The organism is uncultured Selenomonas sp. (assembly GCF_963528755.1).
Classification (GTDB): Bacteria; Bacillota; Negativicutes; order Selenomonadales; family Selenomonadaceae; genus Selenomonas.
The window spans coordinates 149527-174506 of the sequence record NZ_CAURXA010000003.1 but is presented as its reverse complement, the minus strand read 5'-3'; the positions used below and the strand labels follow the sequence as shown (position 1 = coordinate 174506).

General features: G+C 59.5%; 29 protein-coding genes. 26 read left to right on the top strand and 3 right to left on the bottom strand.

What is annotated here, in order from left to right; genetic code table 11:
* The 9 genes from RWS31_RS04795 (at position 1) to RWS31_RS04755 (ending at position 8485) form a co-directional block, all read left to right on the top strand.
* Entirely contained in the window at positions 1-585 is a 585-nt protein-coding gene (locus RWS31_RS04795; protein ID WP_265070494.1) for a TerD family protein, read from the top strand.
* Positions 586-726: 141 nt separating this feature from the next.
* Positions 727-1608 carry a TerD family protein gene (locus RWS31_RS04790; RefSeq protein WP_314596464.1) on the top strand — a complete coding sequence of 294 codons (882 nt, stop codon included), beginning with the start codon at positions 727-729 and terminating at the stop codon, positions 1606-1608.
* A 51-nt stretch (positions 1609-1659) separates the two neighbouring features.
* Positions 1660-2664, top strand: coding sequence for an HpcH/HpaI aldolase/citrate lyase family protein (locus RWS31_RS04785; RefSeq protein WP_314596463.1), 1005 nt, complete (start codon positions 1660-1662; stop codon positions 2662-2664).
* Positions 2665-2676: 12 nt separating this feature from the next.
* On the top strand, positions 2677-3693 hold the full coding sequence (locus tag RWS31_RS04780; RefSeq protein WP_314596462.1) for an ATP-grasp domain-containing protein: 1017 nt from the start codon (positions 2677-2679) through the stop codon (positions 3691-3693).
* Positions 3694-3703: 10 nt separating this feature from the next.
* On the top strand, positions 3704-4828 hold the full coding sequence (locus tag RWS31_RS04775) for a phosphoribosyltransferase domain-containing protein (protein WP_314596461.1): 1125 nt from the start codon (positions 3704-3706) through the stop codon (positions 4826-4828).
* A complete protein-coding gene (locus RWS31_RS04770) occupies positions 4825-5898 on the top strand; it encodes a cysteine protease StiP family protein (protein ID WP_314596460.1) in 1074 nt (357 codons plus the stop codon). Before RWS31_RS04775 ends, RWS31_RS04770 begins: the two co-directional genes overlap by 4 nt.
* A 1-nt stretch (position 5899) precedes the next feature.
* On the top strand, positions 5900-6652 hold the full coding sequence (locus RWS31_RS04765; RefSeq protein WP_314596459.1) for an HAD hydrolase family protein: 753 nt from the start codon (positions 5900-5902) through the stop codon (positions 6650-6652).
* A gap of 109 nt (positions 6653-6761) precedes the next feature.
* A complete protein-coding gene (locus tag RWS31_RS04760) occupies positions 6762-7295 on the top strand; it encodes a GNAT family N-acetyltransferase (RefSeq protein ID WP_006192741.1) in 534 nt (177 codons plus the stop codon).
* A complete protein-coding gene (locus RWS31_RS04755) occupies positions 7292-8485 on the top strand; it encodes a phosphopentomutase (RefSeq protein ID WP_314596458.1) in 1194 nt (397 codons plus the stop codon). Before RWS31_RS04760 ends, RWS31_RS04755 begins: the two co-directional genes overlap by 4 nt.
* On the opposite strand, the gene RWS31_RS04750 is transcribed toward RWS31_RS04755, so the two are convergent.
* Together RWS31_RS04750 and RWS31_RS04745 are read right to left on the bottom strand one after the other, a co-directional pair.
* Complete coding sequence (locus RWS31_RS04750) at positions 8482-8757, bottom strand: type II toxin-antitoxin system YafQ family toxin (protein WP_314596457.1); 276 nt, start codon at positions 8755-8757, stop codon at positions 8482-8484. The genes RWS31_RS04755 and RWS31_RS04750 overlap by 4 nt on opposite strands.
* Positions 8750-8977, bottom strand: coding sequence for a hypothetical protein (locus RWS31_RS04745; RefSeq protein WP_314596456.1), 228 nt, complete (start codon positions 8975-8977; stop codon positions 8750-8752). The genes RWS31_RS04750 and RWS31_RS04745 overlap by 8 nt, the downstream gene beginning before the upstream one ends.
* A gap of 268 nt (positions 8978-9245) precedes the next feature.
* On the opposite strand from RWS31_RS04745, the gene RWS31_RS04740 reads away from it, so the two are divergent.
* From RWS31_RS04740 to RWS31_RS04690, 11 genes are all read left to right on the top strand, one after another.
* Entirely contained in the window at positions 9246-10631 is a 1386-nt protein-coding gene (locus RWS31_RS04740) for an S-layer homology domain-containing protein (protein ID WP_314596455.1), read from the top strand.
* 135 nt (positions 10632-10766) lie between these two features.
* Positions 10767-10991, top strand: a complete 225-nt coding sequence (locus tag RWS31_RS04735) for a DUF1659 domain-containing protein (RefSeq protein ID WP_009646611.1) — start codon at positions 10767-10769, stop codon at positions 10989-10991.
* Positions 10992-11060: 69 nt separating this feature from the next.
* The gene (locus RWS31_RS04730) at positions 11061-11273 is read left to right on the top strand and encodes a DUF2922 domain-containing protein (RefSeq protein ID WP_006192745.1); all 213 of its coding nucleotides are present in this window, start codon (positions 11061-11063) and stop codon (positions 11271-11273) included.
* Between the two features lie 149 nt (positions 11274-11422).
* Positions 11423-12565, top strand: coding sequence for a hypothetical protein (locus tag RWS31_RS04725; protein ID WP_314596454.1), 1143 nt, complete (start codon positions 11423-11425; stop codon positions 12563-12565).
* Positions 12566-12793: 228 nt separating this feature from the next.
* Positions 12794-13180: a response regulator gene (locus tag RWS31_RS04720; protein WP_006192748.1), complete on the top strand. Its 387-nt coding sequence runs from the start codon at positions 12794-12796 to the stop codon at positions 13178-13180.
* Complete coding sequence (locus RWS31_RS04715) at positions 13170-14027, top strand: hypothetical protein (protein WP_314596453.1); 858 nt, start codon at positions 13170-13172, stop codon at positions 14025-14027. The genes RWS31_RS04720 and RWS31_RS04715 overlap by 11 nt, the downstream gene beginning before the upstream one ends.
* A gap of 139 nt (positions 14028-14166) precedes the next feature.
* Positions 14167-14568: a hypothetical protein gene (locus RWS31_RS04710; protein ID WP_314596452.1), complete on the top strand. Its 402-nt coding sequence runs from the start codon at positions 14167-14169 to the stop codon at positions 14566-14568.
* A 239-nt stretch (positions 14569-14807) separates the two neighbouring features.
* Entirely contained in the window at positions 14808-16319 is a 1512-nt protein-coding gene (locus RWS31_RS04705) for a Na+/H+ antiporter NhaC family protein (RefSeq protein ID WP_314596451.1), read from the top strand.
* Positions 16320-16412: 93 nt separating this feature from the next.
* The gene (locus tag RWS31_RS04700; protein WP_314596450.1) at positions 16413-17075 is read left to right on the top strand and encodes a TatD family nuclease-associated radical SAM protein; all 663 of its coding nucleotides are present in this window, start codon (positions 16413-16415) and stop codon (positions 17073-17075) included.
* Between the two features lie 707 nt (positions 17076-17782).
* A complete protein-coding gene (locus tag RWS31_RS04695; RefSeq protein WP_314596449.1) occupies positions 17783-18631 on the top strand; it encodes a fumarylacetoacetate hydrolase family protein in 849 nt (282 codons plus the stop codon).
* A 180-nt stretch (positions 18632-18811) separates the two neighbouring features.
* A complete protein-coding gene (locus RWS31_RS04690) occupies positions 18812-18952 on the top strand; it encodes a YvrJ family protein (protein WP_006192773.1) in 141 nt (46 codons plus the stop codon).
* Between the two features lie 10 nt (positions 18953-18962).
* Here the strand turns inward: RWS31_RS04690 and RWS31_RS04685 are convergent, their stop codons facing one another.
* Positions 18963-19421, bottom strand: coding sequence for a nitrous oxide-stimulated promoter family protein (locus tag RWS31_RS04685; RefSeq protein WP_314596448.1), 459 nt, complete (start codon positions 19419-19421; stop codon positions 18963-18965).
* Positions 19422-19620: 199 nt separating this feature from the next.
* Between RWS31_RS04685 and RWS31_RS04680 the strand changes: the two genes are divergently transcribed.
* The 6 genes from RWS31_RS04680 to RWS31_RS04655 all read left to right on the top strand — a co-directional run bounded on the left by RWS31_RS04680 (position 19621) and on the right by RWS31_RS04655 (position 24949).
* A complete protein-coding gene (locus RWS31_RS04680; RefSeq protein ID WP_399553739.1) occupies positions 19621-20898 on the top strand; it encodes a sensor histidine kinase in 1278 nt (425 codons plus the stop codon).
* Positions 20895-22427: an aminotransferase class I/II-fold pyridoxal phosphate-dependent enzyme gene (locus RWS31_RS04675; protein ID WP_314596592.1), complete on the top strand. Its 1533-nt coding sequence runs from the start codon at positions 20895-20897 to the stop codon at positions 22425-22427. Before RWS31_RS04680 ends, RWS31_RS04675 begins: the two co-directional genes overlap by 4 nt.
* 46 nt (positions 22428-22473) lie before the next feature.
* Entirely contained in the window at positions 22474-23313 is an 840-nt protein-coding gene (rfbD, locus tag RWS31_RS04670) for a dTDP-4-dehydrorhamnose reductase (RefSeq protein ID WP_314596446.1), read from the top strand.
* 71 nt (positions 23314-23384) lie between these two features.
* Complete coding sequence (locus RWS31_RS04665) at positions 23385-23666, top strand: type II toxin-antitoxin system RelB/DinJ family antitoxin (protein ID WP_313972939.1); 282 nt, start codon at positions 23385-23387, stop codon at positions 23664-23666.
* On the top strand, positions 23647-23904 hold the full coding sequence (locus RWS31_RS04660) for a Txe/YoeB family addiction module toxin (RefSeq protein WP_264917965.1): 258 nt from the start codon (positions 23647-23649) through the stop codon (positions 23902-23904). The genes RWS31_RS04665 and RWS31_RS04660 overlap by 20 nt, the downstream gene beginning before the upstream one ends.
* A 112-nt stretch (positions 23905-24016) precedes the next feature.
* The gene (locus RWS31_RS04655) at positions 24017-24949 is read left to right on the top strand and encodes an NAD-dependent epimerase/dehydratase family protein (protein WP_314596445.1); all 933 of its coding nucleotides are present in this window, start codon (positions 24017-24019) and stop codon (positions 24947-24949) included.
* Positions 24950-24980 lie beyond the last annotated feature (31 nt).

The window sequence follows — 24980 nt, the reverse complement described above, 5'->3', positions numbered from 1 at the left end:
ATGGCGGTGAATCTTTCCAAGGGACAGCGCGTGAGCCTCGACAAGGGCATGACGATGGCGCTCGTCGGCCTCGGCTGGGACGTCAACCAGTACGACGGCGGCGCGGACTTCGACCTCGACGCCTCGGCGTTCCTCTTGGGCGCGAACGGCAAGGTGCGAAAGGACGAGGACTTCATCTTCTACGGCAACCTCGACAGCCCGGACGGCTCGGTGCATCATACGGGCGACAACCTCACGGGCGAGGGCGAGGGCGACGACGAGGTTCTGACGATCGACTTTACGAAAGTGCCGGCGGACGTCGACAAGATCGCCATCACCGTGACGATTTACGAGGCGCAGGTGCGCAAGCAGAATTTCGGACAGGTATCGAACGCCTACGTGCGCGTCGCGCGCATGGCGAACGCGCAGGATATGCAGGGTACGGAGGTTCTGCGCTTCGATCTCATGGAGGAGTTCTCCGTCGAGACGGCGCTCGTCGTCTGCGAGATCTATCGGCACAACGGCGAGTGGAAGTTCAACGCGGTCGGCGCGGGCTATCAGGGCGGTTTGGAAGCCCTTTGCCGCGCGTACGGCGTGAATGTCTGATAAAGCACTGGAAAAAAACGGGAGGCCTTGCGCCTCCCGTTTTTGGGGTGTTCTTTTCGGCAATTTCCAGGCGCGGCTCTGAAGTGGAGTTCCGAGCCGCGTGCGGGAGTCTGCCGAAATCCGACGCAGGAGGCGGATGCGATGGAAAGGGAACAGGCGAGGGGAGAAAGTGCAATGGGAACGGCGGGCGCCTCCTTGGCGGCGCTGCCGAAGTTCATCGACCTCGGCGCATTCGCGCCCGAGTGCGAGAACAGCTTCGCCGTCGCCGCATCGCCTGAGGCGGAGGTGCGCGTGACGGCGGAGATCGCGGATGCACGTGTTTCTCCCGAGGTCTTGCCGGCGGGGGCGGGCGGCTTCCTTCTGACGCTTCCCGCGATGCGCGCGGGCTCTGTCGTCTACGGCGCTCTCAGCATGCGCTCGGCGAGCGAGGAGCGGCGCATATTCATCGCGGGCGAGGCGCGTGCGGGTGCGCCGGAAAGACGCGCGAGAAGCCCCGAGCCGCCGCTTCCTCAGCTTGTGCGCGGCGAGCGGCTGCGGCTTGCAGGAAGCGAGAAGCTCGCCTTCCGCTACGAGGACGAAGGCCGCGAGCCGGGCGTCGAGGTCGACGCCTACGTGTTTCGCCTCTATGCGGGCGGGCGCGTACATGGCGATGAGGATTTGATCTTCTTTGGCAACGCACGCGCGGACGATGACAGCATCGAAGTGGATACGGCGGGCGACATTGGTGCGAGCGTCGACATCGCCAAGGTTGGCATGGCCGTCGAGCGCCTCGTCCTGTGCTTCTCGGTCTACGACGACGGCACGGGCAGGGATTTCTCGCATGTGCGTGCGCCGCGCCTGACGATCGCGGAGGACGGCGTGCCGAAGTACAGCTTTTATCTCGACGGCCTGCGGCGCGAGAAGACGGTGAACGCGGCGGAGATTTATCGCCATCGCGGCGCATGGAAGCTCAAGCTCGTCGGCGCAGGCTACGAGGCGGGACTCGCGAGACTCTGCGAGGACTACGGACTCAGCGTGGAATAGAGAGGGGGCGCGGCTTATCCGTGCTTCCTAAAGATGGAGGTTTTACCCTGAATGGAAGATAGGGAAATCTTGCAGTATAAGGTGGGCGGGCTTCTCTACATGCCCGCCAATCAGAAGAACATCGTGGAGAAGATTCAGCGGCGGGAAAATGAGCATCTGACGGCCATCTGCTTCTGTCTGGAGGACGCGATCGGCGATACGGCGGTCGAGGACGCCGAGCGAGTCCTGCGCACGAATCTCACGGCGCTCAAGGAGGCCTGCAAAGAGGAGCGGCGCGAAATGCCGCTGCTCTTCGTGCGCGTGCGCACCGCCGATCACATGGAGCATTTTCTTGATTTCGTGGGCGCGGCGGGCGACATTCTGACAGGCTACGTCCTGCCCAAGGTGAACCTCGGCAATGTCGAAGCCTACATGGAGCTGATGCGATCGGTCAATGACGGCGCGGCGAAGAAGCGCTACCTCATGCCTGTCCTCGAAAGTCCTTCTATCGCCGACATCAAGAGCCGCGCCGCCGTCCTCGGTGAGCTCAAGGCGATCTTCGACGCACACAGGGAATACGTGCTGAACATCCGCGTCGGCGGCAACGATTTCAGCAATCTCTACGGTGTGCGCCGCTCGATCACGCACACGATCTACGAGGTCGGCGTCGTGCGCGACATCCTCATCGACATTCTGAACATCTTCGCGCGTGACTACATCGTCTCCGGCCCCGTCTGGAACTACTTCGGCGACGACCCTGCGGGCGCGTGGGCGGCGGGACTCAAGAGGGAGCTGGAACTCGACCGCTTGAGCGGCTTCATCGGCAAGACGGTCATCCACCCCGCGCAGCTCCCCTTCGTCTTCGAGAGCCTGAAGGCAGAGCGTGCCGACTACGAGGACGCGAAGATGATCGCCAATTGGCAGGACGGGAAGGCGGGCGTGAAGAAGAGCTGGGACGGCACGCGCATGAACGAGGTCAAGACGCATGCCAAGTGGGCAAAGCGCGTGCTGACGCTCGCAGAAATCTATGGCGTCAAGGATGATGGGGCGGCAGCCGCCGCCGAGAGCAAAAGGTAAGGGGAAGTCTTTATGCGTATATGGTTCAACCAATGGTTCAGCACGGCCTACCATCTGATCGAGCTGATGCGGGCGGGATCGCCCGGGAAGTTCACGTTCGTCGGCTCAAGCGCCAATCCCAATGCACTCTATCGTCTCGTTTCCGACGAGTGGTATACGGAGCCTGCGCTTCCCGTTTCCGAAGAGTATGTGGAGTATTGCCTGGAATTCTGCAAGGCGCATCATATCGATGTATTCTTCCCGCGACGCGCCCTGACGCTGCTCTCGCGCTATCGTGAGGAATTTCTTGCGGCGGGCACGAAGCTCGCCGTCGGCAGCGATTATAAGATCATGCGGCTCCTCGACGACAAGGCGGCGACGTACGCTTTCTTCGAGGCGCGTGATGCCTCCCTCGTGCCCGCGCATCTCATCGCCGGCACGTACGAGGAATTCTGCGCCGCCTACGAGACGCTGCGGCCGCACTGCAGGCGCGTCTGCTACAAGCTCACGAAGGACGAGGGAGCCGAGACCTTTCGCGTCATCGACGATACGCTTCTGCGCTCGGGCGACGTGCGCCGCAAGCCCGGCATGAAGCTGACGTGGGACATGGCGCGCACGGTCGTTCGGGGCTACGACTTTTCCGTGCCCTTCATGCTCATGCCGTACCTCGAAGGGCAGGAGATCAGCGTCGACTGCCTGCGGACGCCCGGCGAGGAGATCATCATCCCGCGTTTCAAGACGAACCACCGCTATTCGGAAGTCCGTTTCGATGAGGAGATCGTCGAGAAATGCCGCACGATGATGAACCTCCTGCAGATCGATGTGCCGATCAACATCCAGTTCAAGGGCGACGGAGAGAAGTACTGCCTGTTGGAAATCAATCCGCGCATGTCGGGCGGCCTGCAGCTCTCGTGCCTCGCTACGGGCATCAACGTGCCCGATATCGCCGTCCATCAGCTTCTCGGCGAGGAAAAGCCGTGGCAGTACCCCGACCGCCAAAAGGTTTATCGCGTGGCGAATCTTGAGACGCCGAAGCGGCTCAAGGCATGAGGCGGGCGCGATGAAGTACACGGCAGACGAAGTGCTGCGCGTGGCGAGGCGGCACAGGAACGAAAAGCGCGGCTATCTGCTCGTCAACCCGCTGCAGGGAAAGCACATGCCCGTCGCGCCGCACGAAGCGCTCGACCTCATGGAAGCGCTCGGCGAGAAGGTCAAGGCAGCCGTGCCTGCGGCAAGGATCGTCATCGGCTTCGCCGAGACGGCGACCGCCATCGGCGCCGTCGTCGCGAAGTCGCTCGCGGATTCGTGCCTCTACGTGCAGACGACGCGCGAGGAATTGCCGTCCGGCGTGCGCACGATCGAGTTTTTGGAGGAGCACAGCCATGCACCCGAGCAGCGACTCGCCGTCGATGTGCTCGAAGCGCAGCTCGCCGAGACGGATACGGTCGTCTTCGTCGACGATGAGATCTCGACGGGCAGGACGCTCTCTAATATCGTCGAGCAGATGAAGGAGAAGCTGCCCGCGCTCCGCGAGAAGAGGCTCGTTGCGGCGTCCGTCTTGAACCGCCTGACGGCGTCCGATCGTGAGCGGCTCTTGGCATGCGGCGTCGAGTGCGTCGCACTCGTGGAGCTTGCGCCCGAAGACTACGAGGCGCGCGCGGCGGCGTTTCAAACGCGCGGGGCGGCGGACTGCTGCGTGCCGTCGCGGCGTTACCCCTACCGCACGCTTGCGCTCGGCGAGTACGCGACGCCGCGCACGGGCGTCGCGATCGGCGACTATACGATCCTCTGGCAGGGCGCGGGACTCGTCCTCGCCGAGCGCATTTCGTGGGCGAAGCACGAGTCGATCCTCGTGCTCGGCACGGAGGAATGTATGCTGCCGGGTCTTATGGTCGGCAGGGTCTTGGAGCGGAAGGGCTGGGAGAACGTCTTCTTCCATGCGACGACGCGAAGCCCCATCGGCATCTCGGAGGAAGCGGGCTATCCCATCGAAGCGGGCTGGCAGGTCAAGAGCTTCTACGGCGATGAGCGTGCGACGTACATCTACAACTTGCGGCCCTATCACCATGCCGTCATCGTCTCGGACACGGCGCACGAGGCGCATGAGGCGGTCGAGAGTATCGCCCGCGCCCTGCGCGAGAGCGGCTGCACGGACATCGTCTATCTGATGAGCCGCGACGAATGACGAGGAAGGAGCGGGCGATGTTCAGTACATACAAGAAGGACGACGTGACGATCCTTTTGAAAGACATCACGGGAAAGCTCGATCCTCTGCCGACGGCAGAGAGGGAAAAGCTCATTCAGTCGGGCAGGCATTATTCGGAGATGCTGCCCTTGGAATACGAGCCGTCGGAAAAGTACTTGAAGGCGTATTTCGATGCGCTCTCGCGCTATGCCGAGATCACAGCTCATGCGGCGGCGAGTCTCGCCGAGAAGATTTACGAGGAGAAGGGCGCATCCGCCGCGCTCGTCTCGCTCGCCCGTGCGGGTACGCCCATTGGCATTCTGCTCAAGCGCTATATCAAGAGGCGCTTTGGCGCGGACGTCGCGCACTACACGATTTCCATCATTCGCGGCAGGGGCATCGACAAGAACGCCATGGCGTACATCCTCGCGCGTCACGCGCCCGAGGCTCTGCAGTTCGTCGACGGCTGGACGGGCAAGGGCGCGATCGCGCGCGAGCTCGCAAACGACGCGGCAGAGTTTCGCGGCGTGAGCGCGGGGCTTGCCGTCCTGTCCGATCCCGCCTATGTGGCGGAGAAATGCGGCACGCACGAGGACTTCCTCATCGCGAGTTCATGCCTGAACTCGACGGTGTCGGGGCTTCTGAGCCGCACGGTGCTGCGTGATGATTTGATCGGCGAGGCGGACTTTCACGGCGCGGCCTTTTACGAAGGACTGCGCGATAAGGATCTGACGTATGACTTCATTGAGGCGGTGGAAAGGCGCTTCTCTGAGGAAGCGCCGCCGGTGCGCGAGGAGGGCGCGGTGCATCGGTCGGGGCTTGCCGAGGTCGAGCGCATCGCGGGCGATTTCGGCATCCGCGACATCAACCTCGTGAAGCCCGGCATCGGCGAGGCGACGCGCGTCCTCCTGCGCCGCCTGCCGTGGAAACTTCTCGTCAAGAGCCGCACGGACGAAGCGCGGCTCGGTCATCTCTATCAACTGGCAAAGGAGAAAGGCGTCGAGGTCGTGGAGTACCCGCTGGAGAATTATCTCGCATGCGGACTCATACGCTCGCTCGCCGACAACTGAAATGAAAGACATCGTATTCGCTTCCGATCTCGACAACACGCTGCTCTACTCGCGCAGTCACAAGCGCGAGGGCGATATTTGCGTTGAGCATATCAAGGGCAGGGCGCACGGCTTCATGACACCGCTCGCTGTCGAGCGTCTGCGCGAAGTCTCGCAAAAAGTGCGGTTGATTCCCGTGACGACGCGCTCGATCGAGCAGTATCGGCGCATCGAGTGGCCGGAAGGCACAGCGCCCGAATACGCCGTGACGACGAACGGCGCGGTGCTTTTGCACGGCGGCGAGGTCGATGCCGCGTGGTGCGAGGCGCACGACGCTTTGATCGCCCCTGCACGAGAGGAGATCGCGCGCTGTCACGCGCTCTATCTGGGCGATGCCGCGTTCATCCGCTGCCGCATCGTCGACGACGCCTACCTCTTCGTCTACTGTGCCGACAGCGTGGACGCGCAGGCGATGGCGGACGAGTGCCAAAAGCAGACGAGCCTTCGCGTCGAGCCGTCGGGCAGGAAGATCTACTTCTTTCCGCCGAAGCTCACGAAGGGCGCGGCGCTCCGTGAGCTGCGCCAGCGCTTCTCGCCGCGCAAAGTTTACGCCGCCGGCGACACGGCAATTGACGCGCCGCTCCTCGCCGCAGCCGACCGCGCCTTCGCCGCCAAGACACTCGCGATGGAAGACGCCGCGCACATCCGGCGGCACACAGGCGAAGGCGTATTCGCCGAATGGCTGCTCGGCGAGATCTTGCGCGAGCTTGACTGAAAGAAGCGGCTTCTTGTGGTATAATAAAGGAAGAGCAGCGAAAGGAGCACACGCATAGGAGCTTGGCCGCATGCACAGTCTGCTTTGACACGATAGAAAGGAGCATCGTATGCAGGGCATTGTGAAGAAAGGACCGCGTCTGCAATTTCGACAGGCGGAGGAGAAGGATCTCGACTACATCCTCGAAGTGGAATTTCGCCCCGAGAACGGCAAATTCGTCATTCCGTGGGAGCGCGAGGTGCATAGCCAGACGCTCAACACCGAGGGCGCGATTCATCTCGTCATCGAGCGCATAGACACTTTGGAGCCGGTCGGCTTTCTGATGATCGCAGGGCTCAACAATCCGTCGAAGGAGATCGAGTGGACGCGCATCATCCTCGACAAGAAGGGCGAGGGATACGGGCACGAAACGCTCAAGCTCCTGAAGTCGTGGGCATTCGATGACCTCAAGTTTCATCGCGCTTGGCTCGACTGCAAGGACTACAATGCGCGCGCGCTGCACGTCTACGAGTCGGAAGGCCTCGTGCGCGAGGGACTGATCCGCGAGACGATTCTGACGGACGGCGTCTACGAAAACCTCGTGATCCTCGGCATCCTCGACCGCGAGTACTTCGCACGCAAGGAAAGGGGCGAAGAGCTTTGAAAAAGATCAAGCGCGTATTCCTCATCGTGCTCGACAGCCTCGGCGTCGGCGCCGCACCCGATGCCGCCGACTTCGGCGACGGCGCGTGCAACACGCTCCTGAGTCTCGTGCGTTCGGAAGGATTTTCTGCGCCGCATCTCGCCTCGCTCGGGCTCTTCTCTGTCGACGGCATCAAGGACGCAGCGGAGGCAGCCGCGCTTCGCGTGCCTGCGCCGCGCGGCGCGTTTGCACGGCTGCAGGAAAGCTCGCGCGGCAAGGACACGACGACGGGGCATTGGGAGCTGGCGGGCGTCGTCGGCGAGCACCCGATGCCGACGTATCCCGAGGGATTCCCGCCCGAGATCATCGCCGCGCTTGAGGCGAGCATCGGCAGGAAGCTCATCTGCAACAAGCCGTATTCGGGCACGCAGGTCATTCATGACTACGGGCGCGAGCACATCGAGACGGGAGCGCTCATCGTCTACACGTCGGCGGACAGCGTGCTGCAGCTCGCGGCGCACGAGAATGTCGTGCCGCGCGAGGAGCTTTACGAGGCGTGCCGCAAGGCGCGTGCCATTATGCAGGGCAAGCACGGTGTCGGCAGGGTCATCGCGCGTCCCTTCATCGGCGAGTATCCAAACTACGAGCGCACGGCAGGACGGCACGACTTCTCGCTTGAGCCGCCGGCGACCGTGCTCGACGCCTTGAAGGATGCGGGATTCGCCTCCATCGGGGTCGGCAAGATCTCCGACATCTTTGCAGGGAAAGGGCTCACAAAGAGCCTTGGCACGAACGAGGACAATGCCGACGGCATGAAAAAGACGAGATCGCTCCTCGGCGAGGACTTTACGGGTCTCGCCTTTGTCAATCTCGTCGACTTCGATATGGTCTTCGGCCATCGCCGCGATACGGCAGGATATGCACGCGCCGTCATGGAGTTCGACGCATGGCTCGGCGGCTTCCTCGCGGCGATGAAGGAGACGGACGTGCTCATGATCACAGCCGATCACGGCTGCGATCCCGGTGCGCCCGGCACCGATCACACGCGCGAATACGTGCCTCTCCTAGCCTATGGCGCGGCGGTACGCGCGGGCTGCGATCTCGGCACGCGCCCCGCATTCGCCGACGTCGGCGCGACCATCGCCGAGATCTTCGGCGTGGAGTTTGTGACGCGAGGGCGGAGCTTCTGGCGTGAGATTGCGAATTCCTAAAAGAGGTCGCTGTGTGACACTGTGCGGGTCAACGTCAGGGTGAGGATATCGGATTCGATTTTGTAAATCAAAAGCCAATCGGGAAGAATGTGGCATTCCCTGTGTCCGATATAGTTTCCCGTCAGGGCGTGGTCACGGAATTTTTCGGGCAGCGGCGCTTCTTCTACAAGCAAGGACAGCACTTCTTGGAACCGTTCTTGCGTATGTCCCGGTTGCTTAAGGGCACGCCGAAAATCCTTCTTGAACTGCTTACGGTAGCGAACCCTAAGCATTGAGTTCCTCCATGAGCTCTTCTATTGTATTGAACGTGCGGCTGAGATTTCGTCCGTTGTTTACATCGTCGATGGCCTGCATGGTTTCTGCATTATAGCAGCCGGCTTGTTCGACCAGGATGTTGCGCGCAAATTCTTCCAGGGAGATATGTTGGCTTGCAGCGCACGCAGCGAGGGCTTCTTTTGTAGGCTCTTCCAGCTCGATGGCAAGAGTGGTCATGAAAATCGACTCCTTTCTGTCTGAGATGGTCGAGGGACTTGGCTCTTTGCTATCAGTTTAGCATAGGAAAAATGTGATGTAAAGACGGTGCAGGGAGCAGGTTGAATGCCGCACGCGAAGGAGCGCGTCCCTGCAACAAGTTTCATCGCATGTACCCCTTTACGACTTGCGTACATAGAGCCTGAACGCCTCGAAATCGTTGTATTCGAGGCGTTTTTTTCGTATGATGAAAGAGGAGGATGCATCATACGGAAAGGAAGGGACAGGGATGAGATTCTACAAGAAGAGGACGGCGCTCCTCGCCTTGGCGTTCACTGCGCTGAGCGCGACTGCATTCGCCGCCGATGGTGCGGACAGCTTCAGCGATGTGCCCAAAGATCATTGGAGCTACGAAGCGCTCGACTACCTCGCGAAGAACGGCGTCATCGAAGGCTACACAGATGGCACGTTCCAAGGCAACCGCACGATGAGCCGCTACGAGATGGCGGCGATCACCGCACGCGCCATGCAGGCGTCGAACCTCGATATCGGCGCGAGGTCGGTGCTCGAAAAGCTGGAAAAGGAGTATGGCTCGGAGCTTGCCACGCTGCGCGCCCAAGTCGAGCAGAACACGGAGGACATCCGCAAGAACCGCGAGGCGATCGAACGTTTCAAGGTGCACGGCTTTGTGCGCACGCAGTACGACTACGACAAGAACACCGATGCCGATACGCTCGACCGCAGTGCGAACCGTTTCTACATGGATCTGCGCCTCGACATGAAGGTCAACGACATCTGGACGGTCAAGGCGCAGAGCGAGACGAACCGCCACTACAACAATGGCCACCTGCGCAGTGAAAATGCCCTGGGCACGGACACTTGGCAGCAGACATGGTCGGGGCACGACGGCAACTTCCAGCGCATCTGGGTCGAAGCGCAGCAGGACGGCAGGTGGCTGAACCTCGGACGTGCGTGGCGCGGTCTCGGCTTTCAGAATGTGCTCTTCGGCAATGAGTCGGACGGTTTCCAGTTCGGCATTCCCATCAAGGGAACGAATCTCACGGCGAGCGGCTTCTGGATGGCGTCGACGGGCGCAGGCAACAAGGAGAGCCTTTACGGCGTCGGCCTTTGGGGCGCGGTCGGACACAACTTCGACATCAACGTCGCCTATGCGAGGAGCAGCCTTGGCAAGAACGAGAGCTATACCTCGGGTCTTATCGACCACTACGAGGCGGATCCGGTGACGCACCGCGTCTTCCCTGTCTACAGGGACAACGACAGGACGAATCCCAGGAGCTACGGCTACGTCGTCAGCGCGGCGACGAACGTCGCGAAGAACGTGCGCGTTATCGGCGACTACGTCCAGACCGACGCCGACGAGCAGAACAAGAGCGTTGCGCTGCGTCTCAACTACAAGGGCACAAAGCTTGACGACGTCGGCAGCTTCGGCGTCTACGCGCGCTATGTGCGCTACGGCGCGAACGGCTGGCTCGCGGGCGACGACGAATGGGGCTCGACGTGGAACGGCACGAAGGGCTGGATCGTCGGCTTCAAGTATGTGCCGTGGAAAAACGTCGAGTGGGAGACGCTCTTTTCCAGGCAGAAGCGCGACTATGGCACGAGCGCGGAGTACAACCGCTCGCTCCTGCGCACCCAGTTTGACTATCACTTCTGACGGATGAGGAAAACAGAATAGAAAACGAGGGCAGCCGCACGGGATTCCTGTGCGACTGCCCTCGTTTTCTATTGAATCTGCATGATATATCGCGCTTCCTCGCCGCATGTATAGGGGCGAAAGGGGGTGAGAGACATGGCAGTCAAGAAAACGGGAGCGGCGACGAAGCTGATTCTCAAGGTTCAGACGGGCACGGACAAGAAGGGCCTGCCGACCTACGGCCAGCGCATGGTGCAGAACGTGAACCCGGCGCTCGGCGACGAGGACTTCCTCGCCATCGGCAAGAGCCTCGGCGGCCTCCAGTCGCACACGCTGAAGGACGTCATGCGCCAGGACGCAGCCGCGCTGACGGAAGAGTAAAGGAAGCGGTTTCGCGGGCGGCCTTGCCGTCGCTCCGAAACCATCGCTTGCAGGGAGGAGGTGAAGGAAATGGCAAAGGCGCTGAAGATGGTCTTCAAGCTCTCGGATACGCAGACGGCGACCGTGAGCCTCGCCGATCCCAAGGCGGGACTGACGAAGGCAGAGGCCGAAGCGGTCATGACGGACATGATCGCGAAGAATGCGCTCGTCGTCAAGGGCGTCAATCCCAAGGCGATCAAGGCGGTCTACATCCGTTCGAGCGAGGATCAGGAGCTTGCCTGAGTAGGGCGAAAGGACGCGGAGCGACACAGCTCTGCGTCCTTTTTTGCGTTTGTGTCTGACCAATACGCGTATTTAAGAAAAAAGACGATGATTCGATATAAGAAACGAAGGGTTTCAACTTGAATTTCAATTCCAAGGAGGGAAGCTGCATGAAGATCCAAGGAAACGGCGATGCATCCATCGGGATGAAGAAAGGCTTGCTGCAGGGTGAGCGGCTTGTTGGAAATAAAGGGCATGAGTCAACGATTGTCGCACCGCAGAAGCAAAAGGAATATGTGGGCGAGCCGGAAAAATCCGCTGGATCGCCGGCTTATCATGTATCGATCAGCAAGGAGGGCAGGGGGCTTGCCGCCTTGCATGGAACAGCGGCGCAAAGCGGCAGCGAGACTGCTATGCAGGATGCTGTGGCGAAGCAGAGTGTAGAGCAGCTGGACATGTCCGGCACTGTCCCGTTGAAGCCGCTTCGAGCGGAGGATCTTGACTGGGCGACCGAATATGAACGGGCTTCGCTGGCAGAAACCATGAGAGGAATCGAGAGCGGCATCGGCGCCGTCTTGCGTGGCGCGGCTGAAAATCCCCTCGCCGTTGGCGCCGACATCCAGATGTATCTCGTTCGTCAGCTCAACGCCTATGGTCATCACCAGAAGGCCTTGGGGCACAGCTTGGCAGGCGATCCATATCTGAGCAGCGTTCTTGAGCGCTTGGACGCACTTGACCCCAAAGGCGAAAATCCTCTGGTAAGCGAGATCCGTTCTCTCGTCAGCACGACGATGAGCGGCAAGAACATCGAGCTTTTTGAAAAAGATGGACACAGCGATCTCGTCCGGCGATATTGCGCCTACCTTGGCATCCACATGGGCGATGCAATGAAGGTCAAGGACAAGGCGGGCGATTATTTCAACGATAAGACAGCGATATACGCCTTCTTTCAGGAAATGAGCCGCAAGGCGAAGTGTACGGAAGAGCTGCTTGAAGCCATGCTTGGAGATCGTGCGGGCGAGAAAGAGGAGGAGGGGGAACGTTCTTCAGACCTTTCGCAGCTGATCACCGAGAGGAAGAGCGACCTTGAGGATGGCATGACCGTGTACAAGGAGAGCCTGCGCAAACTGCATCGTACCGATGGCGACGCAGGCGAGGGCGCAGATGGCAAACTTTCGGAGAGGGAGAGAGCGGAAGAGAAAAAAAGTCTGATTCCGAGCGTCACAGCCTACGACTGGCAGCGCATTTCAGAGAAGTATTTGCATGAAAATCCGGAACTTGCCGCCATTTTTGCCGAGAACGACATGGGTTGAGTGAAGGGCGTACATCTGCGCTTGCAAGGTGCTGCCTGCTGTAACAGCGGGCAGCACCTTTTCCTTTACGAGATTGTTTCAATGACTAAGAGAAACTTCTTGCAAACTTTACCGTAGAATATTCTCATATAAGAGAAAAATATGCTATAATGATAGAAAAGTGGTTTCATGGGAAGAGCCTTCCTGCCCTTTCGGGTGCGGCGGGCGGACTGATGGGAGGCGTTTTGATTGGCAAGAAAGTGCAAGATCCTCATTTCCGATGATTCCAAGCTTCTGCGCAAGCAGCTGCGCGAGGAGCTTGAGGCGCTCGATTGTGAGGTCATAGAGACGGAGAACGGCAAAGAGGCGATCGCCGAGAGCCTTGGCGACCGTCCCGACGGCGTGATCTTGGACATCGTCATGCCCGAGGTCAACGGCGTCGAGGTGCTGCGCGTCATCAAGGAAATCGACGATACGATTCCCGTCGTCATGCTGTCGTCAGCGGGCACGCCCGAGAAGCTTATGGAGACGCTGAAGCTCGGGGCGCTGGACTTCATCCAGAAGCCCTATACGCCCGAGCAGATCAAGAATGCCATCACGCGCATTCGAAAGAAAGCAGGGCTGGATGAGCAATGATCTGCTTTTCCCACAATTTCTCCTGAATCGCGGTGTCTTAGATGCGGCTGAGGTTCGCATCTTCCTCGAAAGGATGCTCACGGCGAAGGTCGACGTGCCTGTGCAGGCGCTCTTCCACGGCGTGGCGACGGCGGTCGACCTGGCTTCGCTCGGCGCGCTTTCGGGCGCGGAGTTTCGCGCGTCTGCGGAGAGGGAGGGCGTCCTCACGGCATCGCAGCTTTACAACCTCGGCGAGGCGATCGCAGGCGAGGGCTGCCGCTTCGCGCAGGCTTTGTTGGACGCCGGAAGGCTCGACTACAAGGAGTTGGAGAGGCTCTTGGGAGACTTCAAGCGTGCGGGCGAGCATCCTTTGTCCGAGGCGATCCAGCGTGCGGCAGAAGGCAGGCTCGCCGAGGAGCTGCCGCTCTACACGGAGTACGTTGGCGTCGCTATGCTCGCTTTCAAGCGCTTTATGAAGATCGCCTGCGTCGTCGTGCCGCAGACGGAGTCTTTTGCCGAGGGCGTGTCGTGCCGCATCGTCTCGCAGGCCATCACGGGCGGCGTCTCGCTCGTCGCGGGGCTTGAAGCGCCCGATGCGGTATTTCTGGCGCTCGCTCGTCGCTACAGTCACGAGGATTTTTCGGAGCTTGACGATCTCGCGGTGGATAGTCTCGCGGAGTTCCTGAACGTCTTGGACGGCTTCTTCGCCGTGCGTCTCGGCGAGCGTGATCTGGAGCTTGATCTGGAGATCCCGCGGACGGCGCACGCCTTGAATGCGAAGGCATGCCCGAGCAAGTTCCTGCGGCTGCATCTCGAAAGCCCCGTGGGCGCGTTCGGTCTTCTTCTGGCGACGGATGAGTTCCTCTGAGGTGTGGACGTAGTTTCATTGAAATTTCACCTCTCATTGAAAGGGGCGGAATGATTCCAACCAGCCCTTGACGAATCTCTGTCTATTCCCTATAATAAGGAAGTATTTTTATTCTTGAATTTAGGAAAGAGACGATTCGATGCGAGAATTTACCTTGATGTTGAGCATGACAGCGTTGCTCCTTCTCCTCGCAAACTCCGTGTGCTTTGCCGGGGACGAGGGGCGGCGTTTTGTGGATGCTCGCGGTGATACGGGATATTTCGTGGATGTCACGACGATTTCCATCGACAGCAATCATGAATATACGGCGGATGTCGCCATCATCAAGGCGAAGGAGAACCGTCTCTTTTCCTATCGCATGCATTTCGACTTTGCCGCGCGCACCTACCAGATTCTTCGCTCTGCAACAATGACCTATGATACACGTGAGGTGTCCCAGAGCGTGAAGACGCCCTTGCCTGCAACACAGTACGTGCCGGGATCGCCGATTGCAGCCATCGTTGACTATCTCTACGCATGGCAGCGAGGTCTTGAAAAATGAGCGGTGCGCCCGCCTGCTTTTCTTCTGCGCGTGCGCGGGCTGCTGCAGCCGCCTTGTGGAGAGGCTGATCGGGTGCAGTTGGGATCAGAGAGAGCTCTGTTGGGGCGAAGCGGCTATTCGCCCCGTGACTGCATGCAGGAGAATAGGGCGGTGGGAAACCACCGCCTTTTTTGATTGCCACGGAAAATAATCTGTATTATAATGAAGAACATAATTGCCAATGGAAGGGAAGGGATTTTATGGCAGAAACGGCATGGGCTGTTCTTCCGCCCGTCATCACCATCGTGCTGGCGCTCGCGACGAAGGAAGTCTATATGTCGCTGATCATCGGCATTTTCTCAGGAGCCATGCTCTACGCGAATTTCAATGTCCTCGAAGCGATCCTCACGATGTTCGCAGTCATGGAGACGAAGGTCGGGGCGAATGTCAACATCCTCGTCTTTCTTGTCATTCTCGGTATTCTCGTCGCCGCCATCACGCGCTCGGGTGCGACGAAGGCTTATGGCGACTGGGCGGTGCGCACGATTCAGGGTAGGCGCAGTGCGCTCGCGATCACGGCGCTCCTCGGCATCGTCATTTTCATCGACGACTACTTCAACTGCCTGACAGTCGGCACGGTCATGCGCCCTGTGACGGACAAGTTCAAGATCGCACGCACGAAGCTCGCCTACATCATCGACGCGACGGCGGCGCCTGTGTGCATCCTCGCGCCCATATCGAGCTGGGCGGCAGCCGTCGGCTCGTCTCTGCCTGAAGGCAGCAGCATCGACGGTTTCGGTCTCTTCCTGCAGACGATCCCGATCAATCTCTACGCATGGCTGACGCTCATTTTCATGTGCTTCCTCGTGTGGTCGGAGAAAGATTTTTCCGAGATGGGCGCCTCTATCCGGAAGAATGAGCGAGAGTTCTACGTTCCGCCCGAGTATGCCGATGTCAAGGAGGAGAAGATCGAGGGCAAGGGCAAGATCTACGACCTCTTGCTTCCGCTGGCAGTGCTCATCGCCGCGTGCATCTACGGCATGCTCTACACGGGCGGCATCCACGATGGACTGAGCATCGCTGAGGCTTTTGCGAACTGTGACTCGTCGAAGTCGCTCGTGCTCGGTTCTTTCATCGCTTTCATCTTCACGGGACTTCTCTACTTGCCGCGCCGCGTCGTTTCCTTCAATGATTTCTGCACGAGTTTCATCCTCGGGTTCAAGGCGATGTCGCCCGCGCTCTTCATCCTGTGCCTCGCGTGGACGCTCTCGGGCATCTGCAGCGACAAGTACCTCGACCTCGGCGGCTACGTCGGTCAGCTAGTCAGTGCAAATGCGGGCGTCATCACGTTCCTGCCCGTCATCTTCTTCCTCGTCGGCGCAGGCCTCGCCTTTGCTACGGGAACGTCGTGGGGCACGTTCGGCATCCTGATCCCGATCGCTATCGCCATCGTCGGCACGGACAGCCCCGTACTCGTGCTTTGCGTCGCGGCGATCCTCTCGGGCGCTGTCGCAGGCGATCATGCGTCGCCGATTTCCGATACGACGATCCTCGCGTCTGCGGGTGCACAGTGTCACCATATCGACCATGTATCGACGCAGATTCCTTATGTGCTCGTCGTCGTCGGTGTCTGCGTCGTCGGCTACATCGTCGATGGCCTCACGATGAACGGATGGCTGGGACTTGCTGTCGCGATGGTGATCCTCGCCGTCGTCATGGCCGTCGTCTATTGGAAAGTCCCCGTGCCGCTCAAAGACCGCAGTGCGGACTGAGAAAGCTGCAAAGCAAACAGCTGCCGTACGTTTGCGGCAGCTGTTTGCTTTACGGAGTGGAATTTATCCACATTTTTGGAAAGGAAAATATCTATGCTTGTCTACATGGTCGATCGCGGCAAGTACCTCTTGCCCGAAGAAAGCCTCAAGCGCCGCCCCGAAGGGAAGCGCGGCCTCTACGTCAATATCACGAATGAATGTCCGTGTGCGTGCACCTTCTGCCTGCGCACGATGAAGGATATGCCCGAGGACATGAGCCTGTGGCTCGGCGGCAAAGAGCCGACGGTCGAGGAAGTCAAGGCGGCTCTCCTCGCCGCGCCTTGGGACTCGGTGAAGGAAGTTGTCTTCTGCGGCTTCGGCGAGCCGACGATGCGCCTTGCCGACCTCATTGAACTGCTGCGCTTCGTCAAGGAGCAGCATCCCGACTTGCCGACGCGCGTCAATACGAACGGCCTCTCGGATCTCGTCTACGGACGTGACACGGCGGCGGACTTCGCGGGCGGCATCCTTGATACCGTTTCCATCAGCCTCAATGCGTCGAACGCCGAACGCTATTTGGCGCTGACGAGAAGCGAGTTCGGTATCAAATCCTTCGAAGCGATGCTCGCTTTCGCTGAGAAGATGAAGGCCTATGCGAGGCACGTCGTCTTGACGATCGTCGAAAAGGTCGAGGGCGCGGAAGAAATCGCAAAGTGCCGCGCACTGTGTGAGGCGCGGGGGCTTGATTTGCGCGTGCGCACGTATGAGGGAAGCTGACAGCAATAAACCCGCCGCAGGAGTCTCACGGGACTTCTCTCGGCGGGTTTATCTTTTGATCGTCATATACCCTTTTTCCTTCGTATTCAATTGTCTTGCATGGCGCTCCGCGATGAAGCCTCCATGCTGTATGAAGCGGTTCGATCGAACGGTTGTGATGGAATATCACAGATTGATGCATCACTCGTCATCGTTCAAAATCCCGGGCTCGGCAGGTATCTCGGTTCCGATCTGGGGACTGCGCAATCTACTGAATGACCCTCGCGTACGCATCGACAAGGTGAAAGTTGCCACGGGCTTCTCCACGCTGTTTCCGACGTTGTGCCTTTTTCCGCAATGCCTTCGGAGCTGCCAGGCCGCTGCCCATTCGTCAGTCCGTCGTTGCGGGATTCGTATGCAAAGTGTGCACTTCCTAGCCGGAAACCCTCAGGTGGAGAAGGAAAAGCTTATTCCTCAATAAACCTCACACCTTTCGTGTAACCACATTGAGAAGAGCCTGTTTCGGCTGACCGGCACTTGCCCTGCCCGCGGAGTCCGACCTGCATGCAGGCTTGTCCTCGTCGCTGGCGTTGCCCGTCCTTTCTCCTCTTTACGGCTTCATTATATCATGATAGGAGACAAAATACAATATCGGTTTTGAATTTTCTAAAATATTTTTTGCAGGAACGGGAAGAAGTCTGTCGTATATAGGAAGCAGGAAAGGGGAAATGATCGTGAAACTCTTGAATTTCTATGCCGAGGACGGCGCCGTGCATATCGGTGCGAGCGACGGAGAGAAGACTGTCGATGTCAGCGCCGTCGGCTATAGCTGGGGTTGGCAGGAAATCTTTGCCGATTGGGAGAAGATTCGGCCGCAGATCGAAAGCGTTCTGCAACACGCGAAGCCTTTGGCGCACGGACTGCGCTTTGCGCCCGCCGTGACGGCGCCGGGCAAGATCCTCTGCGTCGGATTGAACTACGCGAGCCACCGTGCGGAGGTTCCCTTCGGGGCGCCCAAATATCCGGCGCTCTTCAGCAAGTTCAATAACGCACTCAACGCTTCAGGCGGCGAGGTGCGCCTGCCCACGGGCGCGAAGGAGCTTGACTACGAGGCGGAGCTTGTCGTCATCGTCGGGAAAAAGGTCAAGGATGCAGCTGAGGAAGAGGCCGCCGCCGCCATCTTTGGCTATACGGCGGGTAACGACTTCACGGCACGGGACTTGCAGCGCCGCACCTCGCAGTGGCTGCTCGGCAAGACGCCCGACGGCTTCGCGCCGCTCGGCCCCTATATCGTGCCCGCCGCAGAGATCGATGTCTCGCATCTCGCTGTTCAGACGTTTGTCAACGGCGAGATGCGCCAGGATGGGACGACGGCGGACATGATCTTCTCGCCCGCCGCCATCGTCAGCTATATTTCGAAGTGCATGACGCTCGATCCCGGTGATGTCATCTTCACGGGCACACCGCACGGCGTGATCTTCGGTCTGCCCGAGAAGGAGCGGCGCTGGCTCAAGGCAGGTGACGAGATCGTCGTGAAGATCGAGGGCATCGGCGATCTTCGGAACGTGATCGCTTAGAAGGAGCGCCGTTTTATCCTTGCGTCCTCCTAAGCGAGAGGCGGCATGTGCCGTTTGGGAACGCGGGTGTGTCGGTGAGCTTTGCGCAATGCAGTCGGTTGGACATGCTGCGGATTCGCGCATCTGCAGTGATATGAAAAAGCCCCCTCGCCGCATGTATGCGTGCGAGGGGGTGATGAGATGAACGATCTTCTGGCGGCGTTCGGCAGCTACGGTTTCCCGATGGCGGTCACGGCTTTTTTGCTCGTGCGCATCGAGGGTAAGCTCGGAGCCTTGAACGACAGCGTGCGGGAGCTTTCGGGCATCATCGCGAAGAAGTGAGGGGAGATCCTCACTTCTTTTTTTTGCTGCGCGCTTCCTCGCGGCGCTTCGCCGCCTTCTCCTTCGCATCGACCTTCTGCTGCTCCTTCTTCGCGCGTTCCTTGAGCGCATAGTCGACGCCCATGCTCGCGAGCTTGTGCTTGATCGTCATGATCGGGTGGCGCAGCAGCATGCTCTTTTGGTTCGCCGTCATGATCTTGCGGAATTCGATGTTCTGGCTCTTCGAGAAGCACGGGTTTTCGCAGCGGTCGCAGATCGGCTTTGTGATGCCGTAGGGACAGCGGTTCATCTTCATCAGCACGGTGGCAAGGAGCGCCGTGCACTTGGGGCACAGCTTGTCGCCCTCCGTGCCGTGCTCCTTGTGACAGTAGATGCCGAACGTCTTCTTGATGTTCGCCTTTTCCTTTGGAATATTGTTCTTGATTTCCGGCTGCTTCTTCTTGGGCAGGAATCTGGAAAAAATGCTCATATCTGATCTCCCTCGCGATTTTTATAATAGATTAGATAAATAGAAAAGCGCTTCTTCTTAGTTTAACGGCAACAGGATGGAAAATCAAGCGATTTGTGCTATATGCGTTGATGTTTGCATCAAACTCCTTGAATATGAGGCCGCGTCTGTTATATAATGAAATGAATATCTTTAGTGGAAAAAGGGGGCGGCGATGTTTATGGAGCAGGAGAAGAGCGGATCGGAGTTTCCTCGCACTCAGATCGACAAGCTCAGCGCCAAGTCGCTGGATAATATTCTCAAGAGTACGGTCAGCACGATCGAGACGAATAAGACGCAGATCTTCGATATCTACGAGGCGGCGCGCGGCGAGGTCGAGTCGAGCCGGCGCACGCTTGAGGATCTGCGCGAACTCACGCGCCAGACGATCGAGAAGGTCGATGAGCTTTCGGAAATCGAGCAGAGAGAGAAAAAGAAGCTCGCCGAGACGAGCAGTGACTTCGGCAATTATTCGGAGGAGCGCATACGCGAGCATTACGAGTCGGTCAAGGACATTCAGATCGAGCTGAGCGTGGCACGGGAGAAGGAGAACCAGCTTCGTGCGCAGCGCGACGCCTTGGAGCTTCGCCTGCACGGTTTGAAGGAGATCTTGAGGACGGCGGAGCATCTGGCGATCTGCATCGGCTCGGTCTTGAGCTATCTGAGCGATCAGATCAACGGCGTCGTCTGGCAGATCGAGGAAGCGCAGAAGAGCAAGTTCGTCGGTGCGCAGATCATCAAGGCGCAGGAGGAGGAACGCCTGCGCGTTTCTCGTGAGCTGCACGACGGCCCAGCGCAGGACATTGCGAACCTCATCTTTCAGACTTCGATCATCGAACGCATGGTCGACCGCGATCCCGAAGAGGCGAAGCGCGGTCTGCAGGAACTTCGCCAGCACATTCGCGGCTGCCTGACGGATATGCGCCAGATCATTTTCGACATGCGCCCGATGTCGCTCGACGATCTCGGCCTTGAGCCAGCGCTGCGCCAGCTGATCAGCAAGATGCGCGAACGCGGCATGCTCGATGCTTCCATCGCCGTGGAGGGCGAGGAGCAGAAGCTCGCGAAGTATGCTGAGGTCAGCATCTTCCGCATCGTGCAGGAATCCCTGAACAACGTCAGCCGCCACGCGGGCGTCAAGAAGGCTGAGGTGCGCATTCTCTACACGGCTTCGGCACTCGCCATCACGGTCAAGGACGAGGGCAAGGGCTTCGATCCCGATGCGGAAGAGGACGCCGTGCCGAGCGAAGAAGAGCAGTTTGACGACGACCGCGATGTCAACGATCCCATATCGAGGAACGCTTACGGCCAGTACGGACTCCTCGGCATGAGAGAGCGCGCCGCCATCATCGGCGCGGAACTCAACATCATTTCGGAGATCGGCAAGGGAACGTGCATCCATCTGCGCATGCCGTTCCGCCCGAACGTGCTCGCGCCCGAAAAGGCTGCGAAGAAGTGACGGCGGACGAAAGACAAAGACGCGCGCCGCTCGCCGCCGCCATGTGTGCGTATCGGGAAGCAGGTGCTCTCGCCTTTCATACGCCCGGACACAAGCAGGGTGCAGGGGCGCATGCGCTCTTGCGCGAACTCGTGACGGAAACAGGCCTTCGAGAAGAGGTCTCTCTGATGGAAGAGCTTGACGATCTGCACGATCCTACGGGCTGCATCGAGGAGGCGCAGGATCTCGCCGCCGCGCTCTATGGAGCGGATGCGGCCTTTTTCGCCGTCAACGGCACGACGGGCGCGATCCATGCGATGCTCGTGGCCGCTCTCTCACCGGGCGACGCCGTGCTTGTGCCGCGCAACGTGCATCGCTCCGTTTTCGGCGGTCTCGTGCTTGCCGACGCGCATCCCGTCTACATCGAGCCGATCGTTGACGAGGCGCTTGGCATAGCGCACGGGCTTAGTACGGAAGCTGTGCGAGAGGCGTGCCGCCTGCATCCTGAGGCGAAGGCGCTGCTGCTCGTTTCGCCGACGTATTACGGTGTCGCCTCCGACGTGCGTGCCATCGCCGAGATCGTGCACGAGGCGGGCATGGTGCTCCTCGTCGACGAGGCGCACGGCGCGCATCTCGCGTTCTCTGAAGATTTGCCGGAGTCGGCGATCGCAGCGGGCGCCGATCTCGTCGCGCAGAGCACGCACAAGCTCCTCGGCGCGATGACGCAGGCCTCGCTCCTGTTGCTCCGCGAAGGGCGCATCGAAAAAGAGCGCGTGCAGCGGGCGATGAGCCTCCTGACATCGACAAGCCCGAACTACCTGCTGCTGGCATCCCTCGACATCGCCCGCCTGCAGATGGCAGAGGCGGGCGCGGCGCATCTTGCCCGTGCTGTGGGGCTGGCGCGGAAACTTAGGTGCGAGGTGAATGCGACGCCTGGACTCTTCTCTTTTGGCGAAGAGCGCATGGGAGGTGCAGGAGCATTCGCGCTCGACCCGCTGAAGCTCACGGTGACGGTCACGGGACTCGGCCTAACGGGTGCGGAAGCTGCGCATATCCTGCGCTATGAGCATAAGATTGAGGCGGAGCTTTTCGATGCACAAAACGTGCTCTTCCTCCTCACCTATGCCGATACGGCAGAAAGTGCAGGAAGGCTCTTAGCGGCATTGCGCTCTTTGGCACAGCGGCAGATGGTACACGGGGCGACTGCCGCCGCGGCGGTGGGCGCGTCCGCCATGCTGGATAACGGGAAAGCGCAGCCTTCCGTCGTGCGCCTTCCCGCCGCGCCGCCTGTGGCAATTCCGCCGCGCGAGGCGTTCTATCGCCGCTCTGTCCCCTGCCGCCTGTGCGAGGCGGCGGGGCGCATCGCGGCGGAGACCATCGCCTTCTATCCGCCGGGTATCCCTGTGATCTGCACGGGCGAGGTCTTCACGGCGGAGGTCTGCCGCTACATCGAGGTGATGGCGGCGGCGGGACTCAAGGTCACGGGTGCGGCGGACGCCTCGCTTCGGACGTTGCGCGTGCTCGCGGACGATGTGGGGCAGGAGGAATGAGTGTGCCGCGCGTCAGGCGTGCTCGCTATAGGGAAAGGGGATTTCTATGAAGGTGCTTGTCACGGGCGTGAGCGGACAGCTGGGCTTCGACGTCATGCGCGAGCTTCTCGCGCGCGGCGTCGAGGCGAAAGGCGCATCGAGGAGCGACTTCTCCTTGACGGACTTCGCGGCAATGCGCCGCTTCGTCGAGGTACATCGGCCGACGGCGATCATCCACTGCGCAGCGTATACGGCAGTGGACAAGGCCGAGGACGAGCCAGAGCTTTGCCGCGAGGTGAATGCGGCGGCGACAGGCGAACTCGCGCGTCTCGCGAAGGAGATCGGCGCGAAGTTCCTCTACATCAGCACGGACTATGTATTTCCCGGCACGGGCGAGGACTTCTACGAGCCAGAGGATGAGAAGGCGCCGTGCAACGTCTACGGCGAGTCGAAGCTTCTCGGCGAAGAGGCGGCGCAAAAAGAGATCGACGAACTCTTCATCGTGCGCATCTCGTGGGTCTTCGGCGAAAATGGCAAGAATTTCATCAAGACGATGCTGCGCCTTGCCGAAACGCACGAGGAGCTTTCCATTGTCGGCGACCAGATCGGCTCGCCGACGTACACACGCGATCTCGCGCGCCTGCTCGCCGACATGATCGAGACGCGAAAGTACGGCGTCTACCATGCGACGAACGAAGGCACATGCTCGTGGGCGGAACTTGCGGCGGAGGCTCTTCGTTGTGCGGGAAAGAAGACGCGTGTGAAGGCGATCAAGACGGAGGAATATCCGACGAAGGCGAAGCGGCCCAAGAATTCGCGCCTGTCGAAGAAATGTCTCGATGACGCGGGCTTCTCGCGTCTGCCCGATTGGCGCGACGCCGTGGCGCGGTATGTCGAGCTGATTTGACGCATCCGTGCGAGCGTCTGGCGATTTTATTTTTGCAGAATAATATTCTTTGCTTGAAGGAGGGGAATTTCATGGCGCAGGATGTAGTGATTCGTATGGATGAGGCGTTATCTTTGCAGTTTGGCAAGGTTTGTGATGAAATAGGTCTTCCGATATCCGCGGCGTTTTTGATTTTTGCAAAACGTGTAGTGCGCGACAGGAAAATTCCATTTGAACTTTCAGCTGACCCGGATCCGTTTTATTCAGAAAGCAATATGGCTCATATTCGTCGCGGCATTGCCGCCTTCAAGGCAGGGAAATTCGCAAAGCATGATTTGATCGAGGTTGAAGACGATGGAGAAGCGCTGGTTTGATGAGGCATGGGAGGATTACCTCTATTGGCAGATGCAGGACAAGAAGACTTTGAAAAGGATAAATATCTTATTGAGAGATATTGAGAGGAATCCTTTTGAGGGGATCGGCAAACCTGAGCCGCTTCGTGGTGAATTGGGTGGTCTGTGGAGCCGCAGGATCGATGAAAAGAATCGCTTGATTTATTGCATTTCGGATGATTCGTTACAGATTTTCTCTTGCAGGGGTCATTATGATTAAGGTTTGTTATATGCAGCTGATTCACGCTGATTTGACGCATCCGCATGAGTGGGCTATAATGGGTTCGCTGAGTCATGCGGCATGGCTGCATTTTGTTTAGGAGGTGCTGCATTTGAATATACTGGTGACCGGCGGCGCGGGCTTCATCGGCTCGCATCTCGTGCGCCATCTTCTCGCGAAGGGTGAGAACGTGACGGCGCTTGACAATTTGTCGACGGGGCTTGCCGAGAATTTGCCGCCCGAAGCGAAGCTCGTCGAGATGGACATCTTGGATGAGGAGCTGCCGAAGGTCGTGGCGGCGGGAGCTTTCGACGCCATCGTCCACCTTGCGGCGCAGACGATGGTCGACACGTCGATCAAAAATCCGCTTCTCGATACGCGCGAGAACCTCCTAGGAACGGTACAGGTCTTGGAAGCGGCACGCGCGGCGAACGTCAAGCGCGTCATCTTCGCTTCGACCGCCGCCGCCTATGGGGACGTGAAGGAGGACGACCTGCCCGTGCGCGAAGCGCAGCCGACGGAGCCGATGTCGTTTTACGGCCTGTCGAAGCTCTCGGTGGAGAAGTACCTTGAGATGTATCGTAAGATTTACGGCATGGAGTACGTCGTCCTGCGCTTTGCGAACGTCTACGGCGAGCGCCAGGGCGACGGCGGCGAGGGTGGTGTCATCAGCATCTTCGCCAAGGCGGTGGCCGAGGGGCGAGACATCACGATCTACGGTGACGGCGAGCAGACGCGCGATTTTGTCTATGCGGGCGACATCGCCGAGGGTATATGGGCGGCGCTTCGTACTGAGGAAGTGAATGCCGCCTACAACCTCTCGACGCAGACGGAAACGAGCCTTCGCGAGCTCGTGTCACTCCTCGCTGAGATTCGCGGGCGCGAGATTGTCCCAAAGTACGGCGCGGAGCGCGAGGGAGACATCTACAAGTCGATGCTCTCGAACAGCCGCGCCCGCCGCGGCCTCGACTGGCAGCCTGCCACAACGCTTGCCGATGGGCTTCGGCGCACATACGAGTACTTCTGCGGCAAGTGCGAGGGCTAGTAAAAAAAGAACCTGCCTTGGCAGGTTCTTT

Bases quoted from the DNA above. Each gene is read 5' to 3' on its own strand.
- RWS31_RS04760 (WP_006192741.1), top strand. From the start codon at position 6,762: ATGCAGGGCATTGTGAAGAAAGGACCGCGTCTGCAATTTCGACAGGCG.
- RWS31_RS04685 (WP_314596448.1), bottom strand. From the start codon at position 19,421: ATGAGCATTTTTTCCAGATTCCTGCCCAAGAAGAAGCAGCCGGAAATC.
- RWS31_RS04695 (WP_314596449.1), top strand. From the start codon at position 17,783: ATGATCGTGAAACTCTTGAATTTCTATGCCGAGGACGGCGCCGTGCAT.
- RWS31_RS04725 (WP_314596454.1), top strand. From the start codon at position 11,423: ATGAAGATCCAAGGAAACGGCGATGCATCCATCGGGATGAAGAAAGGC.
- RWS31_RS04690 (WP_006192773.1), top strand. From the start codon at position 18,812: ATGAACGATCTTCTGGCGGCGTTCGGCAGCTACGGTTTCCCGATGGCG.
- RWS31_RS04765 (WP_314596459.1), top strand. From the start codon at position 5,900: ATGAAAGACATCGTATTCGCTTCCGATCTCGACAACACGCTGCTCTAC.
- RWS31_RS04705 (WP_314596451.1), top strand. From the start codon at position 14,808: ATGGCAGAAACGGCATGGGCTGTTCTTCCGCCCGTCATCACCATCGTG.
- RWS31_RS04775 (WP_314596461.1), top strand. From the start codon at position 3,704: ATGAAGTACACGGCAGACGAAGTGCTGCGCGTGGCGAGGCGGCACAGG.
- RWS31_RS04790 (WP_314596464.1), top strand. From the start codon at position 727: ATGGAAAGGGAACAGGCGAGGGGAGAAAGTGCAATGGGAACGGCGGGC.
- RWS31_RS04780 (WP_314596462.1), top strand. From the start codon at position 2,677: ATGCGTATATGGTTCAACCAATGGTTCAGCACGGCCTACCATCTGATC.
- RWS31_RS04770 (WP_314596460.1), top strand. From the start codon at position 4,825: ATGACGAGGAAGGAGCGGGCGATGTTCAGTACATACAAGAAGGACGAC.
- RWS31_RS04785 (WP_314596463.1), top strand. From the start codon at position 1,660: ATGGAAGATAGGGAAATCTTGCAGTATAAGGTGGGCGGGCTTCTCTAC.
- RWS31_RS04735 (WP_009646611.1), top strand. From the start codon at position 10,767: ATGGCAGTCAAGAAAACGGGAGCGGCGACGAAGCTGATTCTCAAGGTT.
- RWS31_RS04660 (WP_264917965.1), top strand. From the start codon at position 23,647: ATGGAGAAGCGCTGGTTTGATGAGGCATGGGAGGATTACCTCTATTGG.
- RWS31_RS04745 (WP_314596456.1), bottom strand. From the start codon at position 8,977: ATGACCACTCTTGCCATCGAGCTGGAAGAGCCTACAAAAGAAGCCCTC.
- RWS31_RS04795 (WP_265070494.1), top strand. From the start codon at position 1: ATGGCGGTGAATCTTTCCAAGGGACAGCGCGTGAGCCTCGACAAGGGC.
- RWS31_RS04700 (WP_314596450.1), top strand. From the start codon at position 16,413: ATGCTTGTCTACATGGTCGATCGCGGCAAGTACCTCTTGCCCGAAGAA.
- rfbD (WP_314596446.1), top strand. From the start codon at position 22,474: ATGAAGGTGCTTGTCACGGGCGTGAGCGGACAGCTGGGCTTCGACGTC.
- RWS31_RS04680 (WP_399553739.1), top strand. From the start codon at position 19,621: ATGGAGCAGGAGAAGAGCGGATCGGAGTTTCCTCGCACTCAGATCGAC.
- RWS31_RS04710 (WP_314596452.1), top strand. From the start codon at position 14,167: ATGCGAGAATTTACCTTGATGTTGAGCATGACAGCGTTGCTCCTTCTC.
- RWS31_RS04750 (WP_314596457.1), bottom strand. From the start codon at position 8,757: ATGCTTAGGGTTCGCTACCGTAAGCAGTTCAAGAAGGATTTTCGGCGT.
- RWS31_RS04740 (WP_314596455.1), top strand. From the start codon at position 9,246: ATGAGATTCTACAAGAAGAGGACGGCGCTCCTCGCCTTGGCGTTCACT.
- RWS31_RS04730 (WP_006192745.1), top strand. From the start codon at position 11,061: ATGGCAAAGGCGCTGAAGATGGTCTTCAAGCTCTCGGATACGCAGACG.
- RWS31_RS04715 (WP_314596453.1), top strand. From the start codon at position 13,170: ATGAGCAATGATCTGCTTTTCCCACAATTTCTCCTGAATCGCGGTGTC.
- RWS31_RS04665 (WP_313972939.1), top strand. From the start codon at position 23,385: ATGGCGCAGGATGTAGTGATTCGTATGGATGAGGCGTTATCTTTGCAG.